General features: G+C 32.9%; 19 protein-coding genes. 18 read left to right on the top strand and 1 reads right to left on the bottom strand.

All coding sequences use genetic code 11. The features are described 5' to 3' along the window. Positions 1 to 18 precede the first annotated feature (18 nt). The 4 genes from metH to FDM27_RS09230 all read left to right on the top strand — a co-directional run bounded on the left by metH (position 19) and on the right by FDM27_RS09230 (position 7,048). Positions 19 to 2,700 (top strand): methionine synthase, encoded by a 2,682-nt coding sequence (metH, locus tag FDM27_RS09245; protein ID WP_140486042.1) that lies wholly within the window; start codon positions 19 to 21, stop codon positions 2,698 to 2,700. Positions 2,701 to 2,784: 84 nt separating this feature from the next. After that, positions 2,785 to 3,738, top strand: coding sequence for a methylenetetrahydrofolate reductase [NAD(P)H] (metF, locus tag FDM27_RS09240; RefSeq protein WP_140486041.1), 954 nt, complete (start codon positions 2,785 to 2,787; stop codon positions 3,736 to 3,738). A 213-nt stretch (positions 3,739 to 3,951) separates the two neighbouring features. Next, positions 3,952 to 6,258 (top strand): TonB-dependent siderophore receptor, encoded by a 2,307-nt coding sequence (locus tag FDM27_RS09235; protein WP_181161654.1) that lies wholly within the window; start codon positions 3,952 to 3,954, stop codon positions 6,256 to 6,258. 190 nt (positions 6,259 to 6,448) lie between these two features. Continuing rightward, complete coding sequence (locus tag FDM27_RS09230; protein WP_140486039.1) at positions 6,449 to 7,048, top strand: hypothetical protein; 600 nt, start codon at positions 6,449 to 6,451, stop codon at positions 7,046 to 7,048. 72 nt (positions 7,049 to 7,120) lie between these two features. On the opposite strand, the gene gldA is transcribed toward FDM27_RS09230, so the two are convergent. Next, complete coding sequence (gene gldA / locus FDM27_RS09225; RefSeq protein WP_071183931.1) at positions 7,121 to 8,017, bottom strand: gliding motility-associated ABC transporter ATP-binding subunit GldA; 897 nt, start codon at positions 8,015 to 8,017, stop codon at positions 7,121 to 7,123. A 291-nt stretch (positions 8,018 to 8,308) separates the two neighbouring features. Between gldA and FDM27_RS09220 the strand changes: the two genes are divergently transcribed. The 14 genes from FDM27_RS09220 to FDM27_RS09155 all read left to right on the top strand — a co-directional run bounded on the left by FDM27_RS09220 (position 8,309) and on the right by FDM27_RS09155 (position 25,713). After that, positions 8,309 to 9,151 (top strand): prephenate dehydratase, encoded by an 843-nt coding sequence (locus FDM27_RS09220; RefSeq protein ID WP_140486038.1) that lies wholly within the window; start codon positions 8,309 to 8,311, stop codon positions 9,149 to 9,151. A gap of 71 nt (positions 9,152 to 9,222) precedes the next feature. Further along, the gene (locus tag FDM27_RS09215; RefSeq protein WP_140486037.1) at positions 9,223 to 10,368 is read left to right on the top strand and encodes a pyridoxal phosphate-dependent aminotransferase; all 1,146 of its coding nucleotides are present in this window, start codon (positions 9,223 to 9,225) and stop codon (positions 10,366 to 10,368) included. Positions 10,369 to 10,372: 4 nt separating this feature from the next. After that, a complete protein-coding gene (locus tag FDM27_RS09210; RefSeq protein ID WP_140486036.1) occupies positions 10,373 to 11,230 on the top strand; it encodes a prephenate dehydrogenase in 858 nt (285 codons plus the stop codon). Between the two features lie 57 nt (positions 11,231 to 11,287). Continuing rightward, complete coding sequence (locus FDM27_RS09205) at positions 11,288 to 12,370, top strand: bifunctional 3-deoxy-7-phosphoheptulonate synthase/chorismate mutase type II (RefSeq protein WP_071183927.1); 1,083 nt, start codon at positions 11,288 to 11,290, stop codon at positions 12,368 to 12,370. A gap of 170 nt (positions 12,371 to 12,540) precedes the next feature. Beyond that, a complete protein-coding gene (rsgA, locus tag FDM27_RS09200) occupies positions 12,541 to 13,518 on the top strand; it encodes a ribosome small subunit-dependent GTPase A (RefSeq protein ID WP_140486035.1) in 978 nt (325 codons plus the stop codon). Beyond that, entirely contained in the window at positions 13,518 to 13,970 is a 453-nt protein-coding gene (gene dtd, locus FDM27_RS09195) for a D-aminoacyl-tRNA deacylase (protein WP_140486034.1), read from the top strand. Before rsgA ends, dtd begins: the two co-directional genes overlap by 1 nt. A 201-nt stretch (positions 13,971 to 14,171) precedes the next feature. Continuing rightward, complete coding sequence (locus FDM27_RS09190; protein ID WP_140486033.1) at positions 14,172 to 16,577, top strand: aminotransferase class I/II-fold pyridoxal phosphate-dependent enzyme; 2,406 nt, start codon at positions 14,172 to 14,174, stop codon at positions 16,575 to 16,577. Between the two features lie 3 nt (positions 16,578 to 16,580). Further along, the gene (locus FDM27_RS09185; protein ID WP_140486032.1) at positions 16,581 to 16,973 is read left to right on the top strand and encodes an STAS/SEC14 domain-containing protein; all 393 of its coding nucleotides are present in this window, start codon (positions 16,581 to 16,583) and stop codon (positions 16,971 to 16,973) included. 85 nt (positions 16,974 to 17,058) lie between these two features. After that, positions 17,059 to 17,445, top strand: a complete 387-nt coding sequence (locus FDM27_RS09180; RefSeq protein ID WP_140486031.1) for an STAS/SEC14 domain-containing protein — start codon at positions 17,059 to 17,061, stop codon at positions 17,443 to 17,445. A gap of 155 nt (positions 17,446 to 17,600) precedes the next feature. Beyond that, on the top strand, positions 17,601 to 19,094 hold the full coding sequence (locus FDM27_RS09175) for a hybrid sensor histidine kinase/response regulator (protein WP_140486030.1): 1,494 nt from the start codon (positions 17,601 to 17,603) through the stop codon (positions 19,092 to 19,094). A gap of 347 nt (positions 19,095 to 19,441) precedes the next feature. Continuing rightward, entirely contained in the window at positions 19,442 to 21,352 is a 1,911-nt protein-coding gene (locus FDM27_RS09170) for a DUF3857 domain-containing protein (protein ID WP_071183919.1), read from the top strand. A gap of 5 nt (positions 21,353 to 21,357) precedes the next feature. Continuing rightward, positions 21,358 to 23,376 carry a DUF3857 domain-containing protein gene (locus tag FDM27_RS09165; protein WP_140486029.1) on the top strand — a complete coding sequence of 673 codons (2,019 nt, stop codon included), beginning with the start codon at positions 21,358 to 21,360 and terminating at the stop codon, positions 23,374 to 23,376. 7 nt (positions 23,377 to 23,383) lie between these two features. Then, positions 23,384 to 25,384: a DUF3857 domain-containing protein gene (locus FDM27_RS09160; RefSeq protein ID WP_140486028.1), complete on the top strand. Its 2,001-nt coding sequence runs from the start codon at positions 23,384 to 23,386 to the stop codon at positions 25,382 to 25,384. A 2-nt stretch (positions 25,385 to 25,386) separates the two neighbouring features. Next, the gene (locus tag FDM27_RS09155) at positions 25,387 to 25,713 is read left to right on the top strand and encodes a nucleotide pyrophosphohydrolase (RefSeq protein WP_035661076.1); all 327 of its coding nucleotides are present in this window, start codon (positions 25,387 to 25,389) and stop codon (positions 25,711 to 25,713) included. Positions 25,714 to 25,717: the final 4 nt, after the last annotated feature.

Raw genomic sequence — 25,717 nt, 5'->3', positions numbered from 1 at the left:
AAAAAATAAAATAAAAAAATGGCAGTAGTAGAACCAAGAAGAAATTTAGTTTTATCGGGATTAGAACCTTTGATTATTACGCCCGAAAGCGTTTTTGTAAACGTTGGGGAGCGTACAAATGTTACAGGATCTAGAAAATTTCTTCGATTGATTAAAGAGGAGAAATACGACGAAGCGTTGAGTATTGCTAAAGAGCAGGTAGAAGGAGGAGCGCAAATCATCGATATTAATATGGATGAGGGAATGCTTGATGGCGAATACGCGATGGTGAAATTCCTGAACCTCATTGCTGCCGAACCGGATATTGCCCGTGTGCCAATTATGATTGACAGTTCGAAATGGCACATTATCGAAGCAGGATTGAAAGTGGTGCAAGGGAAATGTGTGGTAAACTCGATTTCGTTAAAAGAAGGCGAAGAACAGTTTATTCATCACGCAAAATTGATCAAGCGTTACGGTGCTGCGGCGATTGTTATGGCTTTTGACGAAGTAGGTCAGGCAGATAATTACGATCGTAGAGTAGAGATTTGCCAGCGTTCGTATGATATTTTGGTGAATAAAGTAGGTTTCCCACCTCAGGATATTATTTTCGATTTGAATATATTTCCAGTGGCAACCGGAATGGAAGAACACCGATTGAATGCTCTTGATTTCTTTAGGGGAACCGAATGGGTGAGAGCTAATTTACCGCACGCACATATTAGTGGTGGGGTGAGTAACGTATCCTTTTCTTTCCGTGGGAATGATGTGGTGCGTGAAGCGATGCACTCGGTTTTTCTGTATCATGCTATCAAAGCGGGGATGACAATGGGAATTGTAAATCCGGAGATGTTGACTATTTATGATGACATTCCAAAGGATTTGTTAGAATATGTAGAGGATGTAATTTTAGATAGAAGAGACGATGCCACAGAGCGTTTGTTGGATTTTGCCGAAAGCGTAAAAGGTGAAGGTAAAAGCAATGAGAAAGCGGTGCAGGAATGGCGAAATGGTAGTTTCCAAGATCGTATTACTCACGCCTTGGTAAAAGGAATTGACCAATTTATTGAGGAAGATGTTGAGGAAGCCAGATTAGCTGCAACTAAACCAATCGAAGTAATCGAAATCAATTTGATGGCGGGTATGAATGTGGTTGGGGATTTATTCGGAAGCGGAAAAATGTTCTTGCCGCAGGTAGTTAAATCGGCACGTGTAATGAAAAAAGCCGTTGCTTATTTGTTGCCATTTATTGAAGCAAGTAAACAAGCAGGAGATAAGGAAGGAAATGGGAAAATATTGATGGCAACCGTAAAAGGGGATGTACATGATATTGGAAAAAATATTGTTTCGGTGGTATTGGCTTGTAATAATTACGAAATCATCGACCTTGGGGTGATGGTTCCGCCAGAAAAAATTATTGCAGCTGCATTGGAACACGATGTAGATATTATTGGATTGAGCGGATTGATTACGCCTTCGCTGGACGAAATGGTGTTTTTAGCCAAAGAATTGGATAGAAGAAATCTAACAATTCCTGTGATGATTGGTGGAGCAACCACTTCGCGTGCGCATACCGCCGTGAAAATTGCGCCGCAATATCGTGCAACTGCAATTCACGTAAATGATGCTTCGAGAGCGGTTACTGTGGCTGGAAATTTATTAGATCAGAATAAAGAATCTTACATGAACGGCATTCGAGAAGAGTATGATGCTTTTAGAGAATCGTTCCTGAATCGTTCGAGAGATAAAAATTTCCTGTCTATTGAAGATGCCCGTAAGAATAAATTACAGTTGGATTGGGCCAATTATACGCCTAAGAAACCTAATTTTATCGGGACAAAAAGTTTAGAAGTAGATTTGGATGTTTTAGTTCCTTATATTGACTGGACTCCGTTTTTTCAAACATGGGAATTGTATGGGAAATATCCGGCTATCCTGACCGATGAAGTGGTAGGGGAGCAAGCTTCTTCGGTGTTTAAAGATGCACAAGAGATGTTGGAAGTGATTTTGAAAGAAAAGAAATTCACAGCTAAAGGGATTTATGGAGTTTTTCCTGCCAATCAGGTGAATGATGATGATATTCAATTGTATGATGAAAGCGGAAAAGAATTAGAAAAATTCCTGACTTTGCGTCAGCAATCACAAAAAACTAAAGGTGCACCTAATATTGCATTAGCCGATTTTATTGCGCCAAAAGACAATGAAGTGATTGATTACATGGGAGCTTTTTGTGTGACAACCGGTTTTGGTGTTGATGAATGGGCTGATGAATATCGTGATAATTTAGACGATTATAACTCGATTATGGTTAAGGCCTTAGGGGATCGTTTGGCTGAAGCTTTTGCCGAATATTTACATGAAAAAGTACGTAAAGAATTTTGGGGTTATGATGCCGATGAATCTTTGTCGAACGAAGAATTAATCAAAGAAAATTACAAAGGAATTCGTCCCGCTCCAGGATATCCGGCCTGTCCTGACCATTTGGAAAAACCAACGATTTGGAAATTGTTAAAAGTAGAAGAGGAAATTGGAGTAACTTTGACCGAAAGTATGGCTATGTGGCCGGCGGCATCGGTTTCAGGATATTATTTTGCAAATCCGGAAAGCAGGTATTTCGGACTTGGAAAAATAAAAGAAGATCAGGTAATTGATTACGCTAAACGAAGAAGTATTTCAACAGACAAAGCCATGAAATGGTTGAGTCCTAATATAGCAGATTAAAAAGATCGTTTTTGTTTGTTGGTTTGTCGTTTATGGTTTTAGACCAGAACGAAAACAACAAACAATAAACAACAAACAATACACATGAAAGTAACAGAGCACTTAGAGAAAGCAAAAGGGAAACCTTTATTCTCATTTGAAATTGTCCCGCCACAAAAAGGGAGTAATATCAACGAATTGTATGTAAACATCGATCCATTGATGGAGTTTAATCCGCCTTTTATAGACGTTACTACTTCCAGAGAAGAGTATGTTTATATCGAGAAAGACGGCCTTTTTGATCGAAGAATTACGCGTATGCGTCCGGGAACGGTGGGAATTTGTGCTTCTATTCAACATAAGTATGGTGTTGACGCTATTCCTCATGTTTTGTGTGGTGGTTTTACCAAAGAAGAAACCGAATATTTATTGGTAGATTGCCAATATTTAGGAATTGATAATTTGGTTGCACTTCGTGGTGATCCTATGAAAGGGGAGAAATATTTCGAACCAACTATTGGAGGGAATCATTATGCAGTGGATTTGGTTAAACAAATTAAAGCGATGAATGCAGGGAAGTTTTTGCACGGTGAATTGCCTATTCAAAACGCACCTGATTTTTGTGTAGGTGTAGCTGGTTATCCCGAAAAACATATCGAAGCACCAAGCTTAGAGGCTGATTTGAAAAGACTGAAAGAAAAAGTAGATGCCGGAGCTGATTATATTGTGACGCAAATGTTTTTTGACAACCAACGTTATTTTAAATTCGTTGAAGCTGCCCGTGCTATAGGTATTACGGTGCCAATTATTCCGGGAATCAAACCGGTAGCTGTAAAGCGCCATTTGCAATTATTGCCACAGGTTTTTTGGTTGGATATGCCTGAAAGTTTGATTAGTGCTATTGAAAACGCTAAAGACAATGCAGCAGTTCGTCAGATTGGAGTAGAGTTTGCGGTTCAACAGTCTAAAGAGTTGATTGAATTTGGAGTGCCTTGTGTACATTATTATTCGATGGGTAAATCAGATAATATTCATCAAATAGCAAGTCAGCTGTTTTAAATAAATATAAAACTCGTGTGAATAAAATTACACGAGTTTTTTTACGCCCTTTTAATTTGTTTTAATTTAGAATAAATAAAAATAATTTTGTAGCTTTCTTTTTATTTTATAGTTTTGCGGCTTATTAATTAAAAAATAATTAGAATGAATTGTATTTGTGTATATAAGTCGAGAAAAAATAATATTTGGTTTAGTTTTTTGCTAATTTTTTTCATGTCAATTGGATATTCGCAAACTAATAATGGTGTAGTTTCTGGTGTTGTAAAAGATGTTACAGGTAAACCAATAGAAGCTGTAATAGTTGTGCTTAAAAAAACGAATAAAAGAGTACAAACCGATGAGAATGGTGTTTTTAAGTTGAGTAACGTATCAATCGGGCAAACTGTTTTTGTGATTAGGAGATTAGGTTATTTAACAATAGAAAAAAATGTTCAAGTTAAAACAGAAGGAATTACCGTTATAGATGATATTGTTTTGATGGAAGATTTGACTCAATTGAATGAGGTAAGTATTTATGGCAATAAAAATAAATTTGCAAAAAAAGAAACTAAATCTATAGCTCGTTTACCGCTTAAAAACCTCGAAAACCCACAAGTTTATAATGTAGTGGGTAAAGATTTGATGAAAGAACAAATTGTTTTAGAACGTACTGATATTTATAGAAATGTTCCGGGTGCTGTTCCTAATTATTCGGCAGGTGGTTCTCAGGGATTAACGATGCGAGGGTTTTCGAATACAAGTGGAATGCTCAATGGTATGAATACTAGTCCGGTTTATCCATTAAATCCAGCAATTTTGGAAAGTATTGAGTTTATTAAGGGACCTTCAGGTACTCTGTTTGGAGGGACTAGGAATACTTCTTTTGGCGGGGTTTATAATTATGTGACTAAAAAACCTTTTGGGGTTTTTGGAGGAGAAGTTAGTTTTGTTGCAGGAAGTTTTAATTTCACTAGAGTTGCTGCAGATGTAAATACTCCGTTAAATAAAGAAAGAACGGCTTTATTAAGATTAAATGTTGCAGGGCAATCTGAAGGTTCTTTTCAAGATCAGGGCTATGCTAAAAACTATGTTTTTGCTCCCTCTTTTTCATATCAGGTAACTGATCGATTAAAGTTCTCTGTTGATTTAGATATTACAAAAAGCGCTTATACTATGACTACCATTTCAATAGGTTCTTTAACTAATGTTTTAGCAAGAAGTTTTGAGGATTTGGAATTTGATTATAATCGTTCTTATATAAATAATGATGTAGATGCAGAAATAGGAGTAAATAATTTAGGAGCACAAATAGATTATAAAATATCAGATCAATGGAAATCCGAAACAAAATTTTTAAGTTCAGTGGGATACTACAAACACTTGCTTTGGACAAATTTGAATGTTTTGACTGATTCTACAGCAACCAGGGTTATTAGAAATCAAACTCCAGAAACATTTGGGAATATTCATTTACAACAGAATTTCATAGGAGATTTTAAAATAGGGTCTCTTAGAAATAGAATGTTAATTGGGTTGGATTATAATAATGCTTATAATGAATTAAATCGAGTTGTTGGTATAAATTATGATGTGATCAATGTGAATCAGCCTTTAAATGATTTTAATGCAGAAAAAATAAGAGATTTGTCATATGCCAAAGGTTTTAGTGCCAGTAATACAAAAGCTGAGACTTATGGATTTTATATTTCGGATGTTGTTAATTTGACCCCATCTTTAATGGCAATGTTAAGTTTGCGTGTAGATAGATTTTCTACCAAAGGGACTTATAATGTTTCAACAGGGATTTACGCACCTAATACCGCATATCAACAAACTTCTCTAGCGCCAAAATTTGGATTGGTCTATCAACCTGTTGAAGGAAAGATTTCTGTATTTGCAAACTATATGAATGGTTTTACAAATTTAGCTCCGGTTGTTCAGCCCGATAATAGTGTATTGAAATTAGATTCTCAATATGGTACACAATGGGAAACGGGTATTAAAGTAGATATTTTAGATAATAAACTCAGCGGATCGATTAGTTACTATGATATAAAAGTCACTAATTCTAATTATAAAGATGCAGTAACAAATTATACTATTCAGGACGGAACCCAAAGTAGTAAAGGAGTTGATGTTGAACTTATAGCTAATCCAATTCCAGGTTTGAATATAGTAGCCGGATATGCTTATAATGAAAATAAATATACAAGAGCGAGTACCGCATTATTAGGGAAGTCACTTGCGGCTAGCCCTAAAAATGTAGCTAATATTTGGGCAAGTTATGCTGTTCCAGAGGGGGAAATTAAAGGTTTAGGAATTGGAGTAGGTGGGAATTATGTTAGTGATTCTTGGTTTGAAACAACTAATACATTTGTTCTTCCGTCATACACTTTGTTGAATACAGCATTATTTTATGATCAGCCAAAATATAGAATAGCATTAAAAGGAAATAATCTTTTAAATGAAAAATATTGGAATGCAACTGGAATGCCGCAAAAAACTATAAATTTTTTAGTTAGTCTGGCTTTTAAATTCTAATTTTTTAATCATAAACTTAAAAAGCATCGTTTTAATAAGGCGATGCTTTTTTTGTGTTTCTTTATTTATAATAACTTGGCTAAGTCATTAGGGGGCAATATTAATACTGTAATATAGATTGAAATGATAATATTTTGATTTTTAGCTGTTAAAATGCTATATTTGAGTTCACTGTAATAGTTTTTTCAAGATGAAACATTTTTATTATATTTTTTTAGCTACTGTTGTAACTTTTACATCTTGTAAAAATGATGATAGTAAAAAAGCCCAAGTTATGGATGGGGCTGTAGTGCCTTTTACACAACAAACGGTTACAGCTAATAGTCCGCAAACTCCGGTAGTTGAACAGCATAATTTGTTTCGTGAAAATAATGTTGTTACGGCTTCCTCTGCATCTGTTGTAGGAGCTGTTAATCCTGCACATGGTCAGCCTAATCACCGTTGTGATATCCCTGTTGGTGCTCCTTTAAATAGTCCTTCAAATAAAAGTGCTGCTGCTGTTAGTCAAACGAATGTTCAGCCTCAGGCTACTCAGACAATAACCTCTAAAATGTCCACACCTAAAGTAGTAACTGCTGAAGGAATGAATCCGCCACATGGGGAAAAAGGGCATCGTTGTGATATAGCTGTAGGTACACCATTAAATTCTAAGCCGGCTGTAAATGCTGCTGTTTCAGATGTTCAGTCTACACCAAATACTAATGTTCAGCATCCTGTTCCTGCTTTGTTGTCTACAAAAGCTGCAGGAACGAAAACTCTTGAAGAAGCGAAAACTACCGGAGGGGAGTAAATCCTCCTTATGAAAAAAGGACAGTGCTGAGATATTGCGGTTGGTGTCCTTTTTGTATAGATTTTTTTTTAATTATTTGGTAATCTCTCTGAATACGGCTTCCAGATTTTTATTTTTCTGATTAAGTTGTAAAGTCTTTAGACCGTTGTCATGAGCAAAGTCAAAAACCGCAGGACGCATATCCTTGTCGGCTATAAATGTGAGTTCCCAGGAGAAATCATGAGTGTTTTTGTATGATTTTAAATGTGGAATTCTGGCAATAGCTTGTTCTTCGATTTGGTAATCAAATTCCACTTCGATAATTTGTTCTTTATCTGCAGAGATTAAATTGTTTAGTTTTTTATCGGTGACAATTTTTCCCTGGTTGATAATGATGACACGGTCGCAAATAGCTTCTACTTCCTGCATGATGTGAGTAGAAAGAAAAACGGTTTTGTCTTTTCCTGCGTTTTTAATTACGTTGCGTATTTCTAAAAGTTGGTTTGGGTCTAACCCTGTAGTTGGTTCGTCCAGAATCAATACGTCTGGATTATGAAGTAAAGCATTAGCCAGTCCTACACGTTGACGGTAACCTTTAGAAAGTTGGCTTATTTTTTTGTGACTTTCGGTGTTTAATCCGGTGAGTTCGATTACTTCTTCAATTCTTGATTTGGATATTTTGTAAACATCGGCGTTAAAAGCGAGATATTCTCTCACGTACAAATCTAAATACAATGGATTGTGTTCCGGTAAATAACCAATAGAAAGTTGAACTGCTTTTGGATTAGTGCTGATGTCTTGTCCGTTTACTAAGGCTGTACCCTCGTCGGCAGCAAGGTAAGTTGTCAATATTTTCATTAAGGTCGATTTTCCTGCTCCATTTGGTCCCAGGAAACCAACGATTTCTCCTTTTTGTATAGAAAACGAAATGTTGTCCAATGCCTTTTGGTCACCATAACTTTTGGATATATTTTTTACTTCTATTGACATGTTTCTTTGATATTTGAAGCAAAAATAAACAGAAAAAGTATTGCTTTATTTTTTTTGTACAAAATGCAAAATATTTTTTGCTGAATTAAAAATAAATTCTACATTTGCAAAGTAAAAAAAAATATTTACAGCAAATTATATCAAAATGTCAAATAACCGTTTCTATTTTAGTACTTCTTTTTATTTCTTTAGCGAGAGATAAGGATTGTGCTATGGTAATTTGAAAATATAAGATAAACAAATAAAACTAATATACAATCCTGATGAAAATCAGGATTTTTTTTTGAATAAATGGAAACAAAAATTGCGATACAAGGTATAGTTGGTTCTTTTCATCATCAGGTGGCTCAGGAATATTATGATCAAGATGTGGTTGTAGATGAGTGTTTGTCTTTTGATGAATTGGTAGATAGTCTTTTGTCAGGAAAATCAAGTCAGGCAGTAATGGCTATCGAGAATTCTATTGCAGGTCCTATTATTCCAAACTATGCGTTAATTGATAAGAATGATTTACATATTATCGGGGAGCATTATTTGAGGATTCATCAAAATTTGATGGCATTAAAAGGACAAAGTATTGCCGATATAAAAGAAGTTTATTCGCATCCAATGGCATTGTTGCAATGTATGGATTTCTTGAAGCAATATCCGCACATCAAATTGGTTGAAGATAAGGATACGGCTGAAACGGCTCGTAGAATTCAGGAAAATCAACTTACAGGAGTTGCGGCAATTGCCAGTAAAGTAGCTGCTGAAATGTATGGTTTAGAGATTTTGGCTCCCAAAATTCAAACGATTAAAAATAACATGACCCGTTTTGTTATTATTAATAAAGAGAATTCATTTGTTCCTGAAAATGAAATAAACAGAGCTTCTTTAAAATTTGAATTGGATCATAAACGTGGAAGCTTAGCAGCGGTTTTGAATGTGATGAGCGATTGTAAAATGAATTTGACTAAAATTCAATCATTGCCAAAAATTGAAACACCTTGGAAATATTCTTTTTTCGTGGATGTTACTTTCGAAAAATATGAAGATTACGCCAAAGCAAAATCGTTAGTGTCAATTATGGCAGAATATTTTAAAGTATTGGGAGAATATAGAAATACCAAGCCTTTAATAAATGAAGATTAAAAAAGAGTAAAAAATATAAGCAGATTGTCAATTCGAGCAAAGTCGAGAATAGTTCAAAAGCAAAGAATAAAATGATTACAACAGCAAATAGATTAAACACAGTTGAAGAATACTACTTTTCATCAAAATTGAGAGAAGTGAGACAATTGGCATCAGAGGGAAAACCTATCATTAATATGGGAATTGGAAGCCCTGATTTGGCACCGTCGAAAGCTGTTATTGATGCTGTTGCATTGGCTATTCAAGATGAAAATGCACATGGATATCAAAGTTATCAGGGATTGCCGGAATTGAGAAGTAGTATGGCGGCTTTCTATAAGAATAATTTTCAGGTAGAATTAAATCCAAATACGGAGATTTTGCCATTGATGGGTTCGAAAGAAGGAATCATGCACATTTCGTTGGCATTTTTGAACGAAGGAGATCAGGTTTTAATTCCTAATCCGGGATATCCAACTTATACTTCGGTTACGAATTTAGTAGGAGCAGAAGCGGTTTATTATGATTTGGCAGAAGCTAATAATTGGGAACCTGATTTTGAAGCTTTAGAAAAATTAGATCTATCGAAAGTGAAGCTAATGTGGATAGGTTATCCGCACATGCCAACAGGAGCCAGAGGAAGTATAGAGTTATTTGAAAAATTGGTGGCTTTTGCTAAAAAAAATAATATACTGTTAGTGAATGACAATCCATACAGTTTTGTTTTGAATGACAATCCGATGAGTTTGTTACAGGTAGAAGGAGCTAAAGATGTGGCTTTAGAGCTGAACTCATTGAGTAAGACTTTTAACATGGCGGGATGGCGAGTAGGAATGGTTTCAGGAAATGCGGAGCTTATCGATGCTGTTTTAAGAGTAAAAAGTAATATGGATAGCGGAATGTTTTTTGGAATCCAAAAAGGAGCTATCGAAGCATTAAAAAGTGATCAATCATGGTTTGATTCCATGAATGAAATATATAAAAGACGCCGTGTTTTAACAGAGCAATTAGCTGAAAAGTTAGGTTGTACCGTTTATGCAGCAGGAGTAGGATTATTTGTTTGGGCAAAATTGCCTGAAGGAATAGCATCAGCAGAAAAATTCATCGATCAGATTTTGCATGAAAAATATATTTTTATTGCGCCGGGAACTATTTTCGGTTCTAATGGAGAAGGGTATATTCGATTTGCATTATGTGTGAAAGAAGAGAAAGTTCAGGAAGCAATAGATAGATTTTAACAAAATGAAAGTATTTGTAATAGGTGTAGGATTAATAGGTGGTTCGATGGTTTTAGACATCAAAGCACTTTATCCGGAAGCTACTATTTACGGAATAGACAATAACGAAAAACATTTGCAGCAAGCATTAGAGTTAGGAGTTATTGATGTTGCGGCTACAATGGAAGATTTGCAGGAAGCAGATTTTGTAATTGTGTCGGTTCCTGTAAATGTTGCCATTAGTTTATTGCCTAAAGTATTGGATTTAGTTGGAGAAAATGCCATTGTTTTAGAAGTAGGTTCGACTAAGAATCCAATTTGTAAAGCGGTAGCGAATCATCCTAAAAGAAGAAATTTTATTGCCACTCATCCTATTGCCGGAACGGAATTTTCGGGGCCTTCGGCAGCTTTGAGAAATTTGTTTAGAGATAAAACAAATATCATTTGCGAAGTAGAAAAAACGGCTTTCAAATTACAGGAAAAAGCATTAGAAGTGTTTAAAGCTATGGGAATGCGTATTCGTTATATGGATCCAAAATCGCATGATAAACACATTGCTTATGTTTCGCATTTATCGCACATTAGTTCCTTTATGTTAGGAAAAACAGTGATTAATAAAGAAAAACACGAGCAGGATATTTTTGATATGGCGGGTTCCGGTTTTGAAAGTACGGTGCGTTTAGCTAAAAGTTCACCAGCGATGTGGACGCCAATTTTCGAACAGAATAAAGCACAGGTTTTAGAATCATTAGAAGAATATATTTCGAATCTGACTCAGTTTAGAGATTTATTAGTACAGGATGATTACAATGCAATTTATGAAGAAATGGCAAGCGTAAATAAAATCAGAGAAATACTAAACGGAATAAGCGTTAAAAAATAGAGTAAAAAATAGAAGAATAATAACAACACATAATTAAAAGAATAAATAACTAAAAAGATGGAAAACACAAAAGAAATGAGAAATTGGTTGGATGCTTTCAAATTGAATCATCCATTTGTGATAGCAGGACCTTGTAGTGCTGAAACTGAAGAGCAAGTATTAAAAATTGCTCACGAATTGAAAAATTCTGATGTAAGCGTATTTAGAGCAGGAATTTGGAAACCAAGAACTCGTCCGGGAGGATTTGAAGGAATTGGAGAAATAGGATTAAAATGGTTGAAAAAAGCTAAAGAAGAAACAGGATTGTTGATGGGAACTGAGGTTGCTACAGCGGCTCACTGTAAATTAGCTTTAGAATATGATATCGATGTATTATGGGTTGGAGCTCGTACAACGGCTAATCCATTTGCAGTTCAGGAAATTGCTGATACATTAGCTGGAACTGATAAAATTGTATTGGTTAAAAACCCGGTAAACCCTGATATGGCTTTATGGCTTGGTGGTGTTGAGCGTTTACACATGGCTGGTATCAAGAATTTAGGAGTAATCCACAGAGGTTTCTCTACTTATGAGAAAACTAAATACAGAAATATTCCAGAATGGCAAATTGCTATCGAATTGCAAAATAAATTCCCTGATTTACCATTAATCATCGATCCATCTCACATTACAGGAAACCGTAATATGATTCTTGAAGTAACTCAGGAAGCTTTAGATTTGAACTATGATGGTATGATTATCGAAACACATATTGACCCGGATAATGCTTGGTCTGATGCTGCTCAACAAGTTACTCCAGATGCGTTAAAACAAATCCTGAAAGACTTAAAAGTGAGAAAAGTGAGCGGTGATACTGCTGATTTCGAACAAAAAATGACGAAATTAAGAGCTAATATCGATGTTTTAGATGCTAATTTATTAGAGCTTTTAGGAAAAAGAATGAAAGTTGCTGACGAAATTGGTCAGGTGAAAAAAGAAAACAATGTAGCTGTTCTGCAAAATACTCGTTGGAATGAAATTCAGGAGAAAATGGTGGCAGAAGGAGCTAAGAAAGGATTGTCTGCTGAATTTATCACTAAATTATTCAAATCAATTCACCAAGAGAGTATTGAGCACCAAGAGAAAATTATCAACGGATAATTGACTTGAAATATAAAATGAAAATCCCTTTGGCTTTACAAAAGCTGAAGGGATTTTTTTTAGCATATAAAAACCTCTCTTTTTTCAATAGTATACCAAAAACAATCATTTATCTTTGCAAAGGTTTTAGATTAATTTAAAATCTGGAATCTGATATCTAAAATCTGAAAATGACAGGAATCGTTTATAAATCAACAGGAAGCTGGTACACGGTAAAATCCGATGAAGGGAATTTTGTAGAGTGTAGAATAAAAGGAAAGTTTAGGATGAAAGGTATTAAAAGTACTAATCCTATCGCTGTAGGCGACCGTGTTGATTTTGAATTAGAAGAATCAAATGCCCAGATAACAGGTGTGATTAATACTATTCAGGACAGGAAAAATTATATTGTCAGAAAATCGGTTAATCTTTCCAAACAAACCCATATCATTGCTTCTAATATTGATATTGTTTTCTTGTTGGTAACGATTAATAATCCGCCAACTACCACCAGTTTTATTGATCGTTTTTTGGTGACTGCTGAGGCTTATGGCATCGAAGCTATTTTAGTGTTTAATAAGATTGATACTTTTGATGAAGCAGCCTTGGATGAGCAGTTGTTCCTGCAATATACTTATGAAAATATCGGTTACCAATGTTTGCGTGTTTCCGCACAAGAGCGTAAAGGTCTGGATAAGCTGATTGATTTGATGAAAGATAAGGTAAGTATGTTTTCGGGGCATTCGGGAGTTGGAAAATCAACTTTGGTGAATGCTATAGAACCTACTTTGAATTTAAAGACTAAACAAATATCTGAATCTCATTCGCAAGGACAGCATACCACTACTTTTGCCGAAATGTTTGATCTTTCTTTTGGAGCTAAAATTATTGATACTCCCGGAATTCGTGGTTTTGGTGTGGTAGATATGGAAAAAGAAGAAATTAGTGGTTATTTTCCAGAGTTCTTTAAGTTGAAAGATAAATGTAAGTTTAATAATTGCCTTCACAAGGAAGAACCTAAATGTGCTATAAAAGAAGCCTTAGAAAGAGAAGAAATTTCGTGGTCGCGTTACAATAGCTATCTTAAATTGTTAGAAGGAGATGACGAACATTACCGTACCGATATTTATGACGAGGACAGAAAGAATAGTGATAAATCCAGAGGTTAATGAGAGTTGTAATTCAAAGAGTTTCGTCGGCATCGGTTACTATAGATAATAAAATTGTTGCTGAAATAAATAAAGGTTTATTGGTTCTTGTTGGTATTGAAGATGCCGATACACAAGAAGATATTGATTGGTTAGTTGCTAAAATTGCTAAAATTCGCATTTTTGGTGATGAAAACAATGTGATGAATTTATCAGTCCAAGATGTTGATGGCGATATTATTGTGGTAAGTCAGTTTACACTTCATGCTGGCACTAAAAAAGGAAACAGACCTTCTTATATAAAAGCTTCCAAACCTGAAATTGCGATTCCGCTTTATGAAAATTTTGTTCGAAAATTAGAATCAGAAATTGGTAAAAAAGTTCAAACCGGTGAATTTGGTGCTGATATGAAAGTAGCCCTACTTAATGATGGTCCTGTAACTATATGGATCGATAGTAAAAACAGGGAATAAACTTGGTTTAAAGCTCAACTCCTTCATGAGTTATCCTTTTTTTGTTATATTTGATTATGTACACCTTATGTGTAAATCACGGTAAATCAATGCTATTTTGCCCCGAATAGTTTTGTGTTAATTTTTCAGTATGCCTATTTGGTAACCTGAAAAAAAATATTTATACGAAATTATTTGTTAATTATTTTAATATTTGATGATTTGGCAAAAATTAAACACACTAACACTTATGATGTAGTCGATTATATTTTTACTGCAGCTAAGGAAAAAGGAATTATGCATATTAATTCTGAAGAGCAAAGTTTTAATGGTGAAAAATTTACTATTAAAGGACGTGAATTAGTGAATTTTGGTACCTGTGGTTATTTAGGATTAGAAAAACACCCCAAAATATTAGCTAAAAGTCATGAATTATTGGATAAATACGGGTCGCATTTTTCAATTTCCAGAACTTTTATAAAAGCACCTTATCTTGAAGAATTAGAGAATTTAGTTAGTAGAATCTTTGATAATCGCCCTGTTATTATTTATACGTCAACTTCTGTTGCTCATCAATCTATTATTGGGACTATAGTTGAATCAAATGATTTGATTATTCTGGATCAACAAGTGCATTATAGTGTTCAATATCCTTCTCAATTTGCAAAATTGCAAGGAACTATGGTAAAGATGATTCGGCATAATAATATGGAAATGTTGGAGGATTTCATTAAACGAGGTTATAATCAATACAATAAAATTTGGTATATGGCTGATGGGGTTTATTCAATGTATGGGGATTTGCCGCATAAGAAAGAATTACTTTATTTATTAGAAAAATATCCAAAATTACATTTGTATTTTGATGACGCACACGGGGTAGGCTGGACTGGGAATAAAGGATGTGGTACAGTATTCGGGAGTTTTAAGTATAATGAAAGAGTAGTTTTGATTAGTACTTTAGCAAAAGGTTTTGGGAGTATAGGTGGTATTGCTATTTTTAATGATAAAGAAATGTATCGGAAAATAAACATATATGGAGGAGTTTTGGCATATACGCATCCTTTATCTCCTGCCAATGTTGGGGCTGCTATTGGTTCGGCAGAAATCTTACTTTCGGATGAAATAGATGAGTATCAAAATGAGTTGAAAGAGTTAATTAAGTATTTAAATATTAAATTGGCGGAGTTTAATTTGACTAATACTTCTTCAGAGGAAACTCCTATTTATTTTATTGGTACAGGTTCGGCAAAAGTGACACATAATTTAATTCAGAAAGTTCTGGCTGATGGTTTTTATGTAAATACGGCAACATATCCAGTTGTACCCAATGATAAAACAGGATTGCGTTTTACATTAACTAGGCATAATACTAAAAAAGATATTGATCAATTAGTTTCTTCAATAAATAAAAATTTTCATTTAGCTGTTGAAGAGGAAAATGAGGATTTAGAGAAAATTTATAAAGTGTTCAATATTCCTTTTAAAGGAAAACTAATAGAAAAGATTATTGAGGAGAAGAATGTTTTTGTTGAGAAATATAAAAGTATCAGTGAAATAGAGCCTTGTTTATGGGATCGTTTTTTTAGTGATAAAGGAAATTATTCTTATAACGGTTTGAAGTGTATTGAAGAAATTTTTTCAAATAATGATAAAGTAGAAGAGAACTGGAGTTTTCATTATGTAATCATTAAAGATAAAGATGGAAATGTTGTATTAGCTACTTTTTTTACAGGAGCTATTTATAAGGATGATATGTTGTCTCATACTAATGTGTCCAGACAGATAGAGGAAGAACGTAAACATAATCCTTATTATCTTTGTTCGCAAACATTAGCAATGGGATGTTTATTTACCGAAGGGACACATTTGTATATAGATGCAGAACACGTTTTGGTAAATCAGGCATTAAACAGTTTTTTTGTTGAAGTTGAAAAAATAAAAAATGAAACTAATTCTAAAGTAGTTATTTTGAGAGATTTTCAATCCGATTTTAAATTTCAAAAAGTATTTGAAAATGAAGGTTATGTAAGAGTGAGTATGCCTAATACTAATATTGTTTCGCTTCCAAAATGGAATACAAAAGATGAGTTGTTGTCATTTTTGAGTTCTAAAAATAGTATAAACAATATAAAACGTTATGTTTTTAAATATGAAGATCAATATGATATTTCGATTAAAAAAACATTGACAGATGCTGAAGCTGAAAAACATTATCAATTGTTTACCAATATTAAAAAAGCAAATTATGCGTTTAATTTCTTTTCATATCCTAACAAAATAGCCAAAATTTTATCTCAATATGAAGACTGGGAATTTATAGAATTCCGTATTAAAGATTCTGAAGAATTGATTGGTTGTATATGGCATTTTGTAGGTAAAAATCATTCCTGTCCTCTTGTTGTTGGTTTGAATTATGATTATGTTAAGTCTCATCATTTGTACAAACAAGTGATGTATTATATGGTGAAAAGAGGTAATGATTTAGGGAAATCAAAAACATATTTAGGAATAACATCTGATTATGAAAAACAAAAGTATGCTGCAGTTAGTATACCAACTTTTGCTTATATTAGAATTCAGGATACTTACAATTTTGATATTATTAATTCTTACTCAAATATGTAAATAATGAATACTAAAGAAGCCGAAAATGATTTTATTAAATTTTGGATAGAAAAAGATATTCTTTATTCTCAATTTAAAAAACCAACTGAGGTTACTATTGAAAAGATAAAAGCTATAATTGATTTACGTCATCAAATATCAGATGGAAAGAGTCAATATTGGTGTTATGATTTTAACGGAATTAAATCCTATAATAAAGAGGCTCGTGATTATGCTGATCAATATGGACAAGATCATCTTTATGCCTGTGCAGTAGTGTTGAATTCCCATGTTGCCAAATATATTCTTAATACTTTTATGCTCTTAAAGAATAGTACAGTTCCTTTAAAGGGTTTTACTAAAAAAGATGATGCAGTCAATTGGTTGAAAGAATTAAAAAAGAAAGAGAAACACTAATAGTGGATAAAGTGTAAATTACTATATATTTAGCGTTTTATAGATAAATAATAATACATAAGTTGGTTTCAATAAGTAGAAAATCATGAAAGATAGTTCAGTTAAAAATGATTATATAGCGTTTTGGTTAGAGAATGGGATAATGTTTTCAAGATTCCGTGAAGGAGTAGAAGTTGATCTTGAGAGGATGAAAGGTGTTGTCAGGCTTAGAGAAGAAATTTCAGAAGGGAAAAATCAATATTGGTTATATGATTTAAGCAATGTGAAAAACATTACTAAAGAAGCTCGAGATTATGCTGATCAGTATGGTCAAAATTATTTACATGCTGTGGCGGTATTAGTGAATTCTCATATAACAAAGTTTATTTATAACACTTATATCAAATTAAAAAAACCTATTATGCCCTTTTTAGTTTTTACAAATAAAGAGAAGGCATTAGCTTGGTTATTAGAAGTTAAAGAACAGAGTTAAATAATATAATGTAATATTTTTTTTAATTTAACAATGTTGGTTGTGTTTTTTAAAAGATATTTCTTATATTTATTTTTTAATACGTAATAATAGTTTTACTTTTTCGTTAATGTAAAAAATGTTATCCTATTCAATATTGAATGTAAAAGAATTAGATGTCTAAACTGGAAAAAATATTAGCCCTGGTGCGCTCCATAAACCAAGATGAGTTTCAGGAGCAACTAACTCATGGAGATAGTTTAGATGATGTTTATGAGGAATTGTTGTTTTTGGCTGAGAAAATTGATTCCAAAAAGAAAAGAACTGCTGTTATTGTTGAGCAAATATCCAATTGTTTTGCAGGAGATTTTTTCAATTATTTGCCCATTTCAGATGCGCATGATGAGCTGGATGTATTTTGCATGGGGTTCAATACTTATATTGAAGAGCTAAAAGCAGCTATGGTTTCTAAAAAATTAGTAGAAACTATAAATGAAAAATTGGTTGAAGAAAAAGAGCGTATCGAAAAATTAACATTGTCAAGAGATCAATTTTTGTCTAATGTGAGTCACGAAATACGTACTCCGCTTAACGGGATTTTAGGATTTACCGATTTATTATTAAATAGTCCGGTATTAGGTTCAGAGGAGAAGAGTCAATTAGAATACATCAGGATGTCGGGAGATATTTTGTTAGTAATTATCAATGATATTCTGGATTTAGCTAAAATGGAGGCAAAACAGACTGTTTTTTCAAATAAACCATTTCAAATAAGTCAATTAACCAGAGTAGTGCAGGAAACTTTTTTGACAAAGTTCCAGCAAAAGCAAATAGATTTTAAAATATCCATCGATGAAGAGTTACCAACGGTTTTAAATGGCGATTCGGTTAGAATTACTCAAATTTTATTTAATTTAATCAATAATTCCATCAAGCTTACGCCTGAAAAAGGGAAAATCAGATTAAAAATTAAGTTTAAGGATGAGGAGGATGATTTTTATGTGGTTCAGTTTGTTATTAGTGATTCCGGAAAGGGAATAGCCGAGGATAAATTAGCCGAAGTTTTTAATCCTTTTGTTCAGTTGAGTGATGATGCTGATTCTGGTCTTGGTTTAACCATTGTCAGAAAGATTGTTTATTTAATGAAAGGCGATATTCAGGTAAAGAGTCAGCCGGCTAACGGAACTAAATTTATTATAACACTTCCTTTTTCAAAAAATGATTATTATTTCTCAGTGTCTAAATCTTTTATAGACAAAAAACCGTCTGATAAAAAAACAAATATTAAAGACCGGACTACCAGAGTACTTTTGGCCGAAGACAATCGCATTAATCAGGTTTTAGTGCAAAAACTGTTGTCAAAATTTAACATGGAATGTGTAGTAGTTGCTAATGGGCAATTAGCCGTTGATGCTGTTATTGCAGAAGATTTTGATGTCATCATAATGGATTTGATGATGCCGGTTATGAATGGTTACGAAGCGGCTTCGGCAATCCGAAATTTAAAAAACCATACTAAAAAAAACATCCCAATTGTTGCCCTTTCTGCCGTAGTTACCAGTACGGTTACTAATGCCTGTAAAGCAGTAGGGATTAACCAATATATTTCCAAGCCTTTTGATTCGGCTGAATTGCATGCTGTTATTGTAGCGCTTATTGGGAATGAGTAATTGGGTTGATTTGCAATTTATTTTTACTTTTCGTAACTGCGTATAGTTTTTTGCAAAATATTTTTTACTACTCCATAGATTTATTTCAAAGTTGTTTTTAAAGCTAATTTGTTTATTTTTAAATGTTTGTTTTGAAAATTAGCATAAACAACAATTTTTTTAGTGTATTTTAGAGAGGAATTCTGCTGTGGTTATTTCTTGTTAAATAAAATAAAAATAATTGATTGTATTTTGTATGATTTGTTTTATTTTTGGTGATAATCGATAGTTGGGAAAGAAAAAATAAAAGCATTTTATTTAGGTGTCTTTCCCTCGATTTAATCATTATTTATATTCTCAAAATTTATATGAAAATCAAGAAAATACAATTTGCAATAATCTCAATGTTTTTTGCATTTCAACTTCAGGCACAAAAAAGCGAGTATCCTCTATTACTTATTGCTGATAGTTTAAAAGAAAATGCGAATGCTGTTATTCGACTAAATCAAATAGATGTTGTTATTTCTTCGCAAAGAAGTATGAATATTAAAACTAAAAGAGTAATCACTGTTTTTAATGAAAGTGGTTTGTCTTCAATAGATGCTTATGAAAATTATGACAAAAAAAGCTCAGTAAAAGCTATTGAAGTAAAAGTTGTTGATGTCTTTGGTAATGAAATCAAGAAAATAAGGAGAAAGGAATTTAAAGATGTAAGTGCCATAAGTGGCAGTACTCTTTTTTCAGACAACAGGTATATTTACCTGGATTATACGCCTACACAATATCCTTTTACAGTAATTTACGAAAGTGAAATAGAGACCTCAAATACGGCTTTTATACCTAGTTGGTTTCCGGTTCAGGATTATCTTGTAGGAGTGGAAGAGAGTGTTTTAAATGTTACTTATCCCAGTATTCTTGGTTTTAAAAAGAAAGAATTTAATTTCTCGGGTTTTAATATTCAAAAAACTACTGATACTAATACACAGCTGAGTTATAAAGCCACCGGAATTTTAGCTCAAAAACAAGAACCTTATTGTGCTACTGCTGTTATTTTTCCAAGATTAATGATGGGGTTAGAGTACTTTAATCTGGAAGGAGAAGATGGAACGGCAACCTCTTGGGAGGAATTTGGTAAATGGTATTATGACGAAATTTTGACAGGGACCACTCAATTATCTCCTGAAACTGTCAATAAAATAAAAACTCTTGTTGGAAATGAAACAGAACCTGTTAAGAAAGCTAAGTTGATTTATGATTATGTTCAAAAAAAATCAAGATATGTTAGTATTCAAGTAGGTATAGGAGGATGGAAACCAATGTTAGCTGATGATGTTGATCGATTAGGTTATGGTGATTGTAAAGCATTGACTAATTACACCAGAGCACTTTTGGATATTGTTGGAGTACCGTCTTACAACACAATTTTATATGGCGATACTCAAAAAAAGGATATTGTTTCGGATTTTGTTTCTATACAGGGGAATCACATGATATTAGCAATTCCTGTTGAGAATGATTATGTGTGGTTAGAGTGTACCAGTCAGGATGATCCTTTTGGATACCAGGGTAAATTTACTGATGACAGAACTGTATTGGTAATAAAACCAACTGGGGGAGAAATTGTCCATACTAAAATTTATGAGGATAAAGCTAATCTGCAAAATAGCAAAGGAACTTATACCATTGATGAAAAAGGAAATTTATCAGGAAACATAATTATTGCTTCAGAAGGTTCTCAATACAGTAACAAAGCAAGTTTAGAACATAGTCAGCCAAACGATAAGGAAACGCACTATAAGGAATATTGGAGTAATATTAATAATCTTAAATTAAATAAAATTAATTTTTCTAATAATAAAGAAAAGATAGTATTTGTAGAGGATGTGGTTGTAGATGCGGTTAATTATGCTGCTGTTTCGGGAGCAAAAATGATTTTTACGCTCAATGCTTACAATCAATTTACGGGTTCCGTGAAGCGAATTAGAAACCGTAAAAATCCATTCGAAATTCAGCGTGGGTATGTAGATGTTGATGAGGTTGAAGTTGCAATGCCTTTGAATTATGCTATTGAATTTCTTCCGTCTAATTTTGAATTGAGTTCAAAGTTTGGAGAATATAAGACTGAAATTATAAAAAAAGATGCTACTCACTTAGTTTATAAAAGAACTTTATTTATCCATAAAGGGTTTTATCCTAATACCGAATACGATCAATACCGTCTTTTCATGGAGCAGGTTTCCAGAAATGACAATGCTAAAATTATCTTAACCAAAATTTAAACCAAATGAAAACCAAATTTTTATTAACATCTGCTATACTGTTTTTGACAGTTTTTAATTCTAACGCGCAAGATTTTAGATTAGGAAAAGTTTCGATTGAAGAATTAAAACAAAAAGTGCATCCTAAAGACTCATCGGCTGTTGCGGCAGTGCTTTTTGAAAAAGCAGAAAATAAAATGGTGTTTAGTCAGAGCAATGGTTTTGAGACAGAATTAGTAGTTAGAGCCAGAATTAAAATATATAAGAAAGAAGGTTATGAATGGGCTAATAAAAAAGTTCGTTATTACTTAGATAGTAATTTAAGAGAAAGGGTTTCGTTTGCCGAAGTGGCAACTTACAATTTAGTTGATGGAAAGATAGAAAAAACAAAATTAAAGAGTGATGGAGAATTTGATGAAGAAGTAAATAAGTATTGGGGGCAAAAAAAAATAGTAATGCCTAATGTAAAAGAAGGTGCTGTTATTGAATATCAATATACTTTGTATTCGCCTAGTATAGGAAATCCCAGGGATTGGTATTTTCAGTCTGATATTCCGGTAAATTATTCAGAATACATTAGTTGTGTTCCGGAATATTTTGTTTTTAATACAAATGTAAAAGGATTTATAAGACCTAAAATAACGGTTGAAAAAGCAAATAAGGTGATAGTAATAGATTCTAAAGAACGAGTTGTTGGAAGAATGGGAGTTGCAACAACTAATTTTAATAGTGACAATATAAATTATGTAGAAACAAGAACGACTTATTTAGCCGAAAATATGCCAGCCATTAAAGAAGAGGCATTTGTTAATAATGTTAGAAATTATACAACAAGTTTGGAACAGGAATTATCGATGACTAAGTATCCTAATGCTATGCCTAAAATGTTTTCAACTAATTGGGAGGCTGTAGTAAAAACAATATATGAGTATGATGATTTTGGTTCTGAATTAAACAAAACAGGATATTTTGAAGATGATTTGAAAGTTGTACTTGCAGGATTAAATACCCAGGATGAAAAAATTAATGCCATATTGAAATTTGTAAAATCAGCTGTAAAATGGAATGATTACTACGGTTATTCCTGTAATGATGGAGTAAGAAAAGCCTATAAAGATAAAACAGGAAATATTGCCGAAATCAATTTGATGCTTACTGCAATGCTACGTTACGCAGGTTTAAATGCAAATCCGGTTTTGGTGAGTACAAGGTCAAATGGAATTTCATTTTTTCCCAATAGAACTGCTTTTAATTACGTTATTGCAGCAGTTGAAAATGGAGATGATATGATTTTGTTAGATGGCTCAGATCCTTTTTCAGTGCCTAATGTTTTGCCTTTTAGAGCTTTAAATTGGTTAGGGAGGTTAGTGCGTAAAGATGGGACTTCTGCTTCAGTAGATTTAATGCCTAAAAAAGCTTCAGTAGAACTAAATGCTTTGAATTATTCTATTAATGATAAAGGCGAAGTTTTAGGAAAGTTAAGATGTCAGAAAACAGCACATAATGCTATGCTTTTTAGAGAAGAAATAAAAGGAGTTAAAGAAGATACTTATCTTGAGAAATTGGAAAATGCAAACAATAAGATTGAAATAAATGAATATTCATTACAAAATGAGAAAGATTTTAGTTTACCAGTAATAGAAACTTATTCTTTCGTAGGGAATAATTTGAGCGAATTGATAGGTGGGAAAATTTATGTCAATCCTATGTTGTTTTTCACTAAAAAGCAAAATCCGTTCAAGCAGGAAAATAGAGAGTATCCAGTAGATTATGGATTTCCTTTTCAGGATAAATACGCAATAAATATTCAAATTCCCGAAGGATACAAGGTGGAGAATTTACCTCAATCTATTACATTAACAATGAATGGGAATTTAGGTGTTTTTAGATATTTAACTAGTTCCAATGGTAATTCAATTCAGATTTCAATTTCTAATCAAATTAACTCATCTATAGTTCTTTCGGAGGATTATGTAGCTTTAAAATCATATTATCAAAAGATGATTGAAAAACAGAACGAGAAGATTATTCTAACTAAAATATAAAAGCCAAATGAAAAATAGGTTTTTAATAACAATATTGATGCTGTTTTTGATTGCTTTTAATTCTCATGCACAGGAATTTCGATTGGGAAAAGTGTCAATCGAAGAATTAAAAGAAAAAGTACATCCTAAAGATTCATCGGTTGCTGCGGCAATTTTGTATAAAAAAGGGAGAACTTACTTTGATTATGATTTTAAGAAAGGTTTTGTAGCCAATCATGAAATCCAAATTAGAATTAAAATCTATAAAAAAGAAGGTTTGGATTGGGCTAATTTTGAAGTTCCTTATTATATAGGTTATCAAAATATAAGCGATGAGACCGTTAGTTTCTCTGACGGAATTACCTATAATATTGAGAATGGAAGTATTGTAAAAACGAAATTAAATAGCGAAGGAACATTTAAAGAAAATGTAAATGAAAATTGGAAAAAAGCTACTGTAACAATGCCTGCCGTAAAAGTAGGTTCGGTTATTGAATTAAAATACACAATCAAATCAGAGAATTTAACCAAATTTCCGGTATTCCAAATTCAATATTCCGTTCCGGTAAATCATGTGGAGTATTGTAGTGAAATCCCGGAGTATTTTATTTATAAACAGCTGCTTACCGGGTATGTTGATGTGAAATCAGATTCGAAGTTAGAACAAACTTCAAAAAACTATGATAATGAATACAGACAAACAAATTCTATCATTTATCAGCAAATAAAATCTACGTTTGTGGCAGATAATGTGCCCCAGCTGGTTAAAGAAAGTTATGTTGATAATATCAATAATTATAAGTCTTCATTGCAATATGAATTAGAAACAACAAGATATCCTAATCAGCCTGTAAAAGATTATTCTCAAACCTGGAATGGAGTTGCCAAAACTATTTATGATGATAAGAATTTTGGTAAGGAGCTTCAGGAACGGTTGTATCTTTTAGATGACCTCAAAAAAATCATAAGCAATCTTGGAGAAACGGTAACAGATTCAGACAAATTGAACGTTATTTTTAAGTTTATCCAAAGTAAAATGAATTGGAATGGGGAATATGGTTATTATACCGAAAAAGGAGTGAAACAAGCTTATCTTGACCAAACAGGAAATGTTGCCGAAGTCAATTTTAACTTGATTAATATGTTGAATTTGGCAGGGATTTCGGCTTATCCGGTATTAGTTAGTACCAGAGAACATGGAATTCCTGTTTTTCCCAATAGAACCGTTTTTAATTATACTATTGTTGCTGTCGAAATTAATGGAGAAAGAATTTTGTTAGATGCCGTTAATAAACATACTGCTCCTAATATATTGCCTTTAAATGTGTTAAATTGGAATGGGAGGCTTGTTAGGCAAGATGGAACATCTGAGGAAATTAATTTAGTGCCTAATAAACCATCTAAACAGCTTTATAATTTAAGTGTTGTTGTTGCTAATAATGGAAATATTTCGGGTAAGTATTTAGTTCAAAAAACGGATTATGAAGCACTGATTTTTAGAGAAAGAGAAGCTGATGTAAAAAAAGAAAACTATTTGGAGAAAAAAGAAAATGAATTTAATGGAATTGAAATTAGTGACTACACGGTTGAAAATAAGAGTGCTGATTTATCAAAAGCTGTTATTGAAAAATTTACTTTTGCAAGCAACAATCATTGCGAGATGATAGGTGGTAAGATGTTTATAAATCCACTATTGTTTTTTACAATGGAGAAGAATCCTTTTGTTCAGGAAAAAAGGAAAATGCCTGTTTATTTTGGATACCCAAGACAAGAGAAATATAATTTTAATTTTGAAATTCCCGAAGGTTATCAGGTAGAGTCGATTCCTAAAGCGATGAGAATTGCAACAGATGATAAAATGCTGGTGTTTTCTGTGAATAGTTTACTAAGTGGTAATAATATCCAAATTTCAGTTGCAAAAGAAATAAATACAGGAATGGCTTCAGCAGATATTTATGATGGTTTAAAAGAATTCTATCAAAAAATGATTGAAAAGCAGCACGAAAAAATTGTACTTAAAAAAATATAAGAATGAATCTAAAAAACGCTCAATTAGACGTAGATACCTGGATAAAAGAACACGGTGTTCGTTATTTTAATGAATTGACTAATATGGCTCAGCTTACTGAAGAAGTAGGTGAAGTGGCTCGTATTATTGCACGTCGTTATGGAGAGCAATCAGAGAAAGAGAGTGATAAAAACAAAGATTTAGGTGAAGAACTAGCCGATGTGGTTTTTGTGGTTTTATGTTTGGCTAATCAAACCGGAATCGATTTACAAGCCGCTTTTGATAAAAAAATGGATTTAAAATCAGTTCGTGATAAAGACCGTCATAAAAACAACGAAAAATTAAAATAATTAT

Origin of the sequence: Flavobacterium sp. GSA192 (genome assembly GCF_006386525.1) — a bacterium.
GTDB lineage: Bacteria > Bacteroidota > Bacteroidia > Flavobacteriales > Flavobacteriaceae > Flavobacterium > Flavobacterium commune.
Note: the sequence above shows the minus strand (reverse complement) of the source record. Positions and strands in the feature narration are given on the sequence as shown.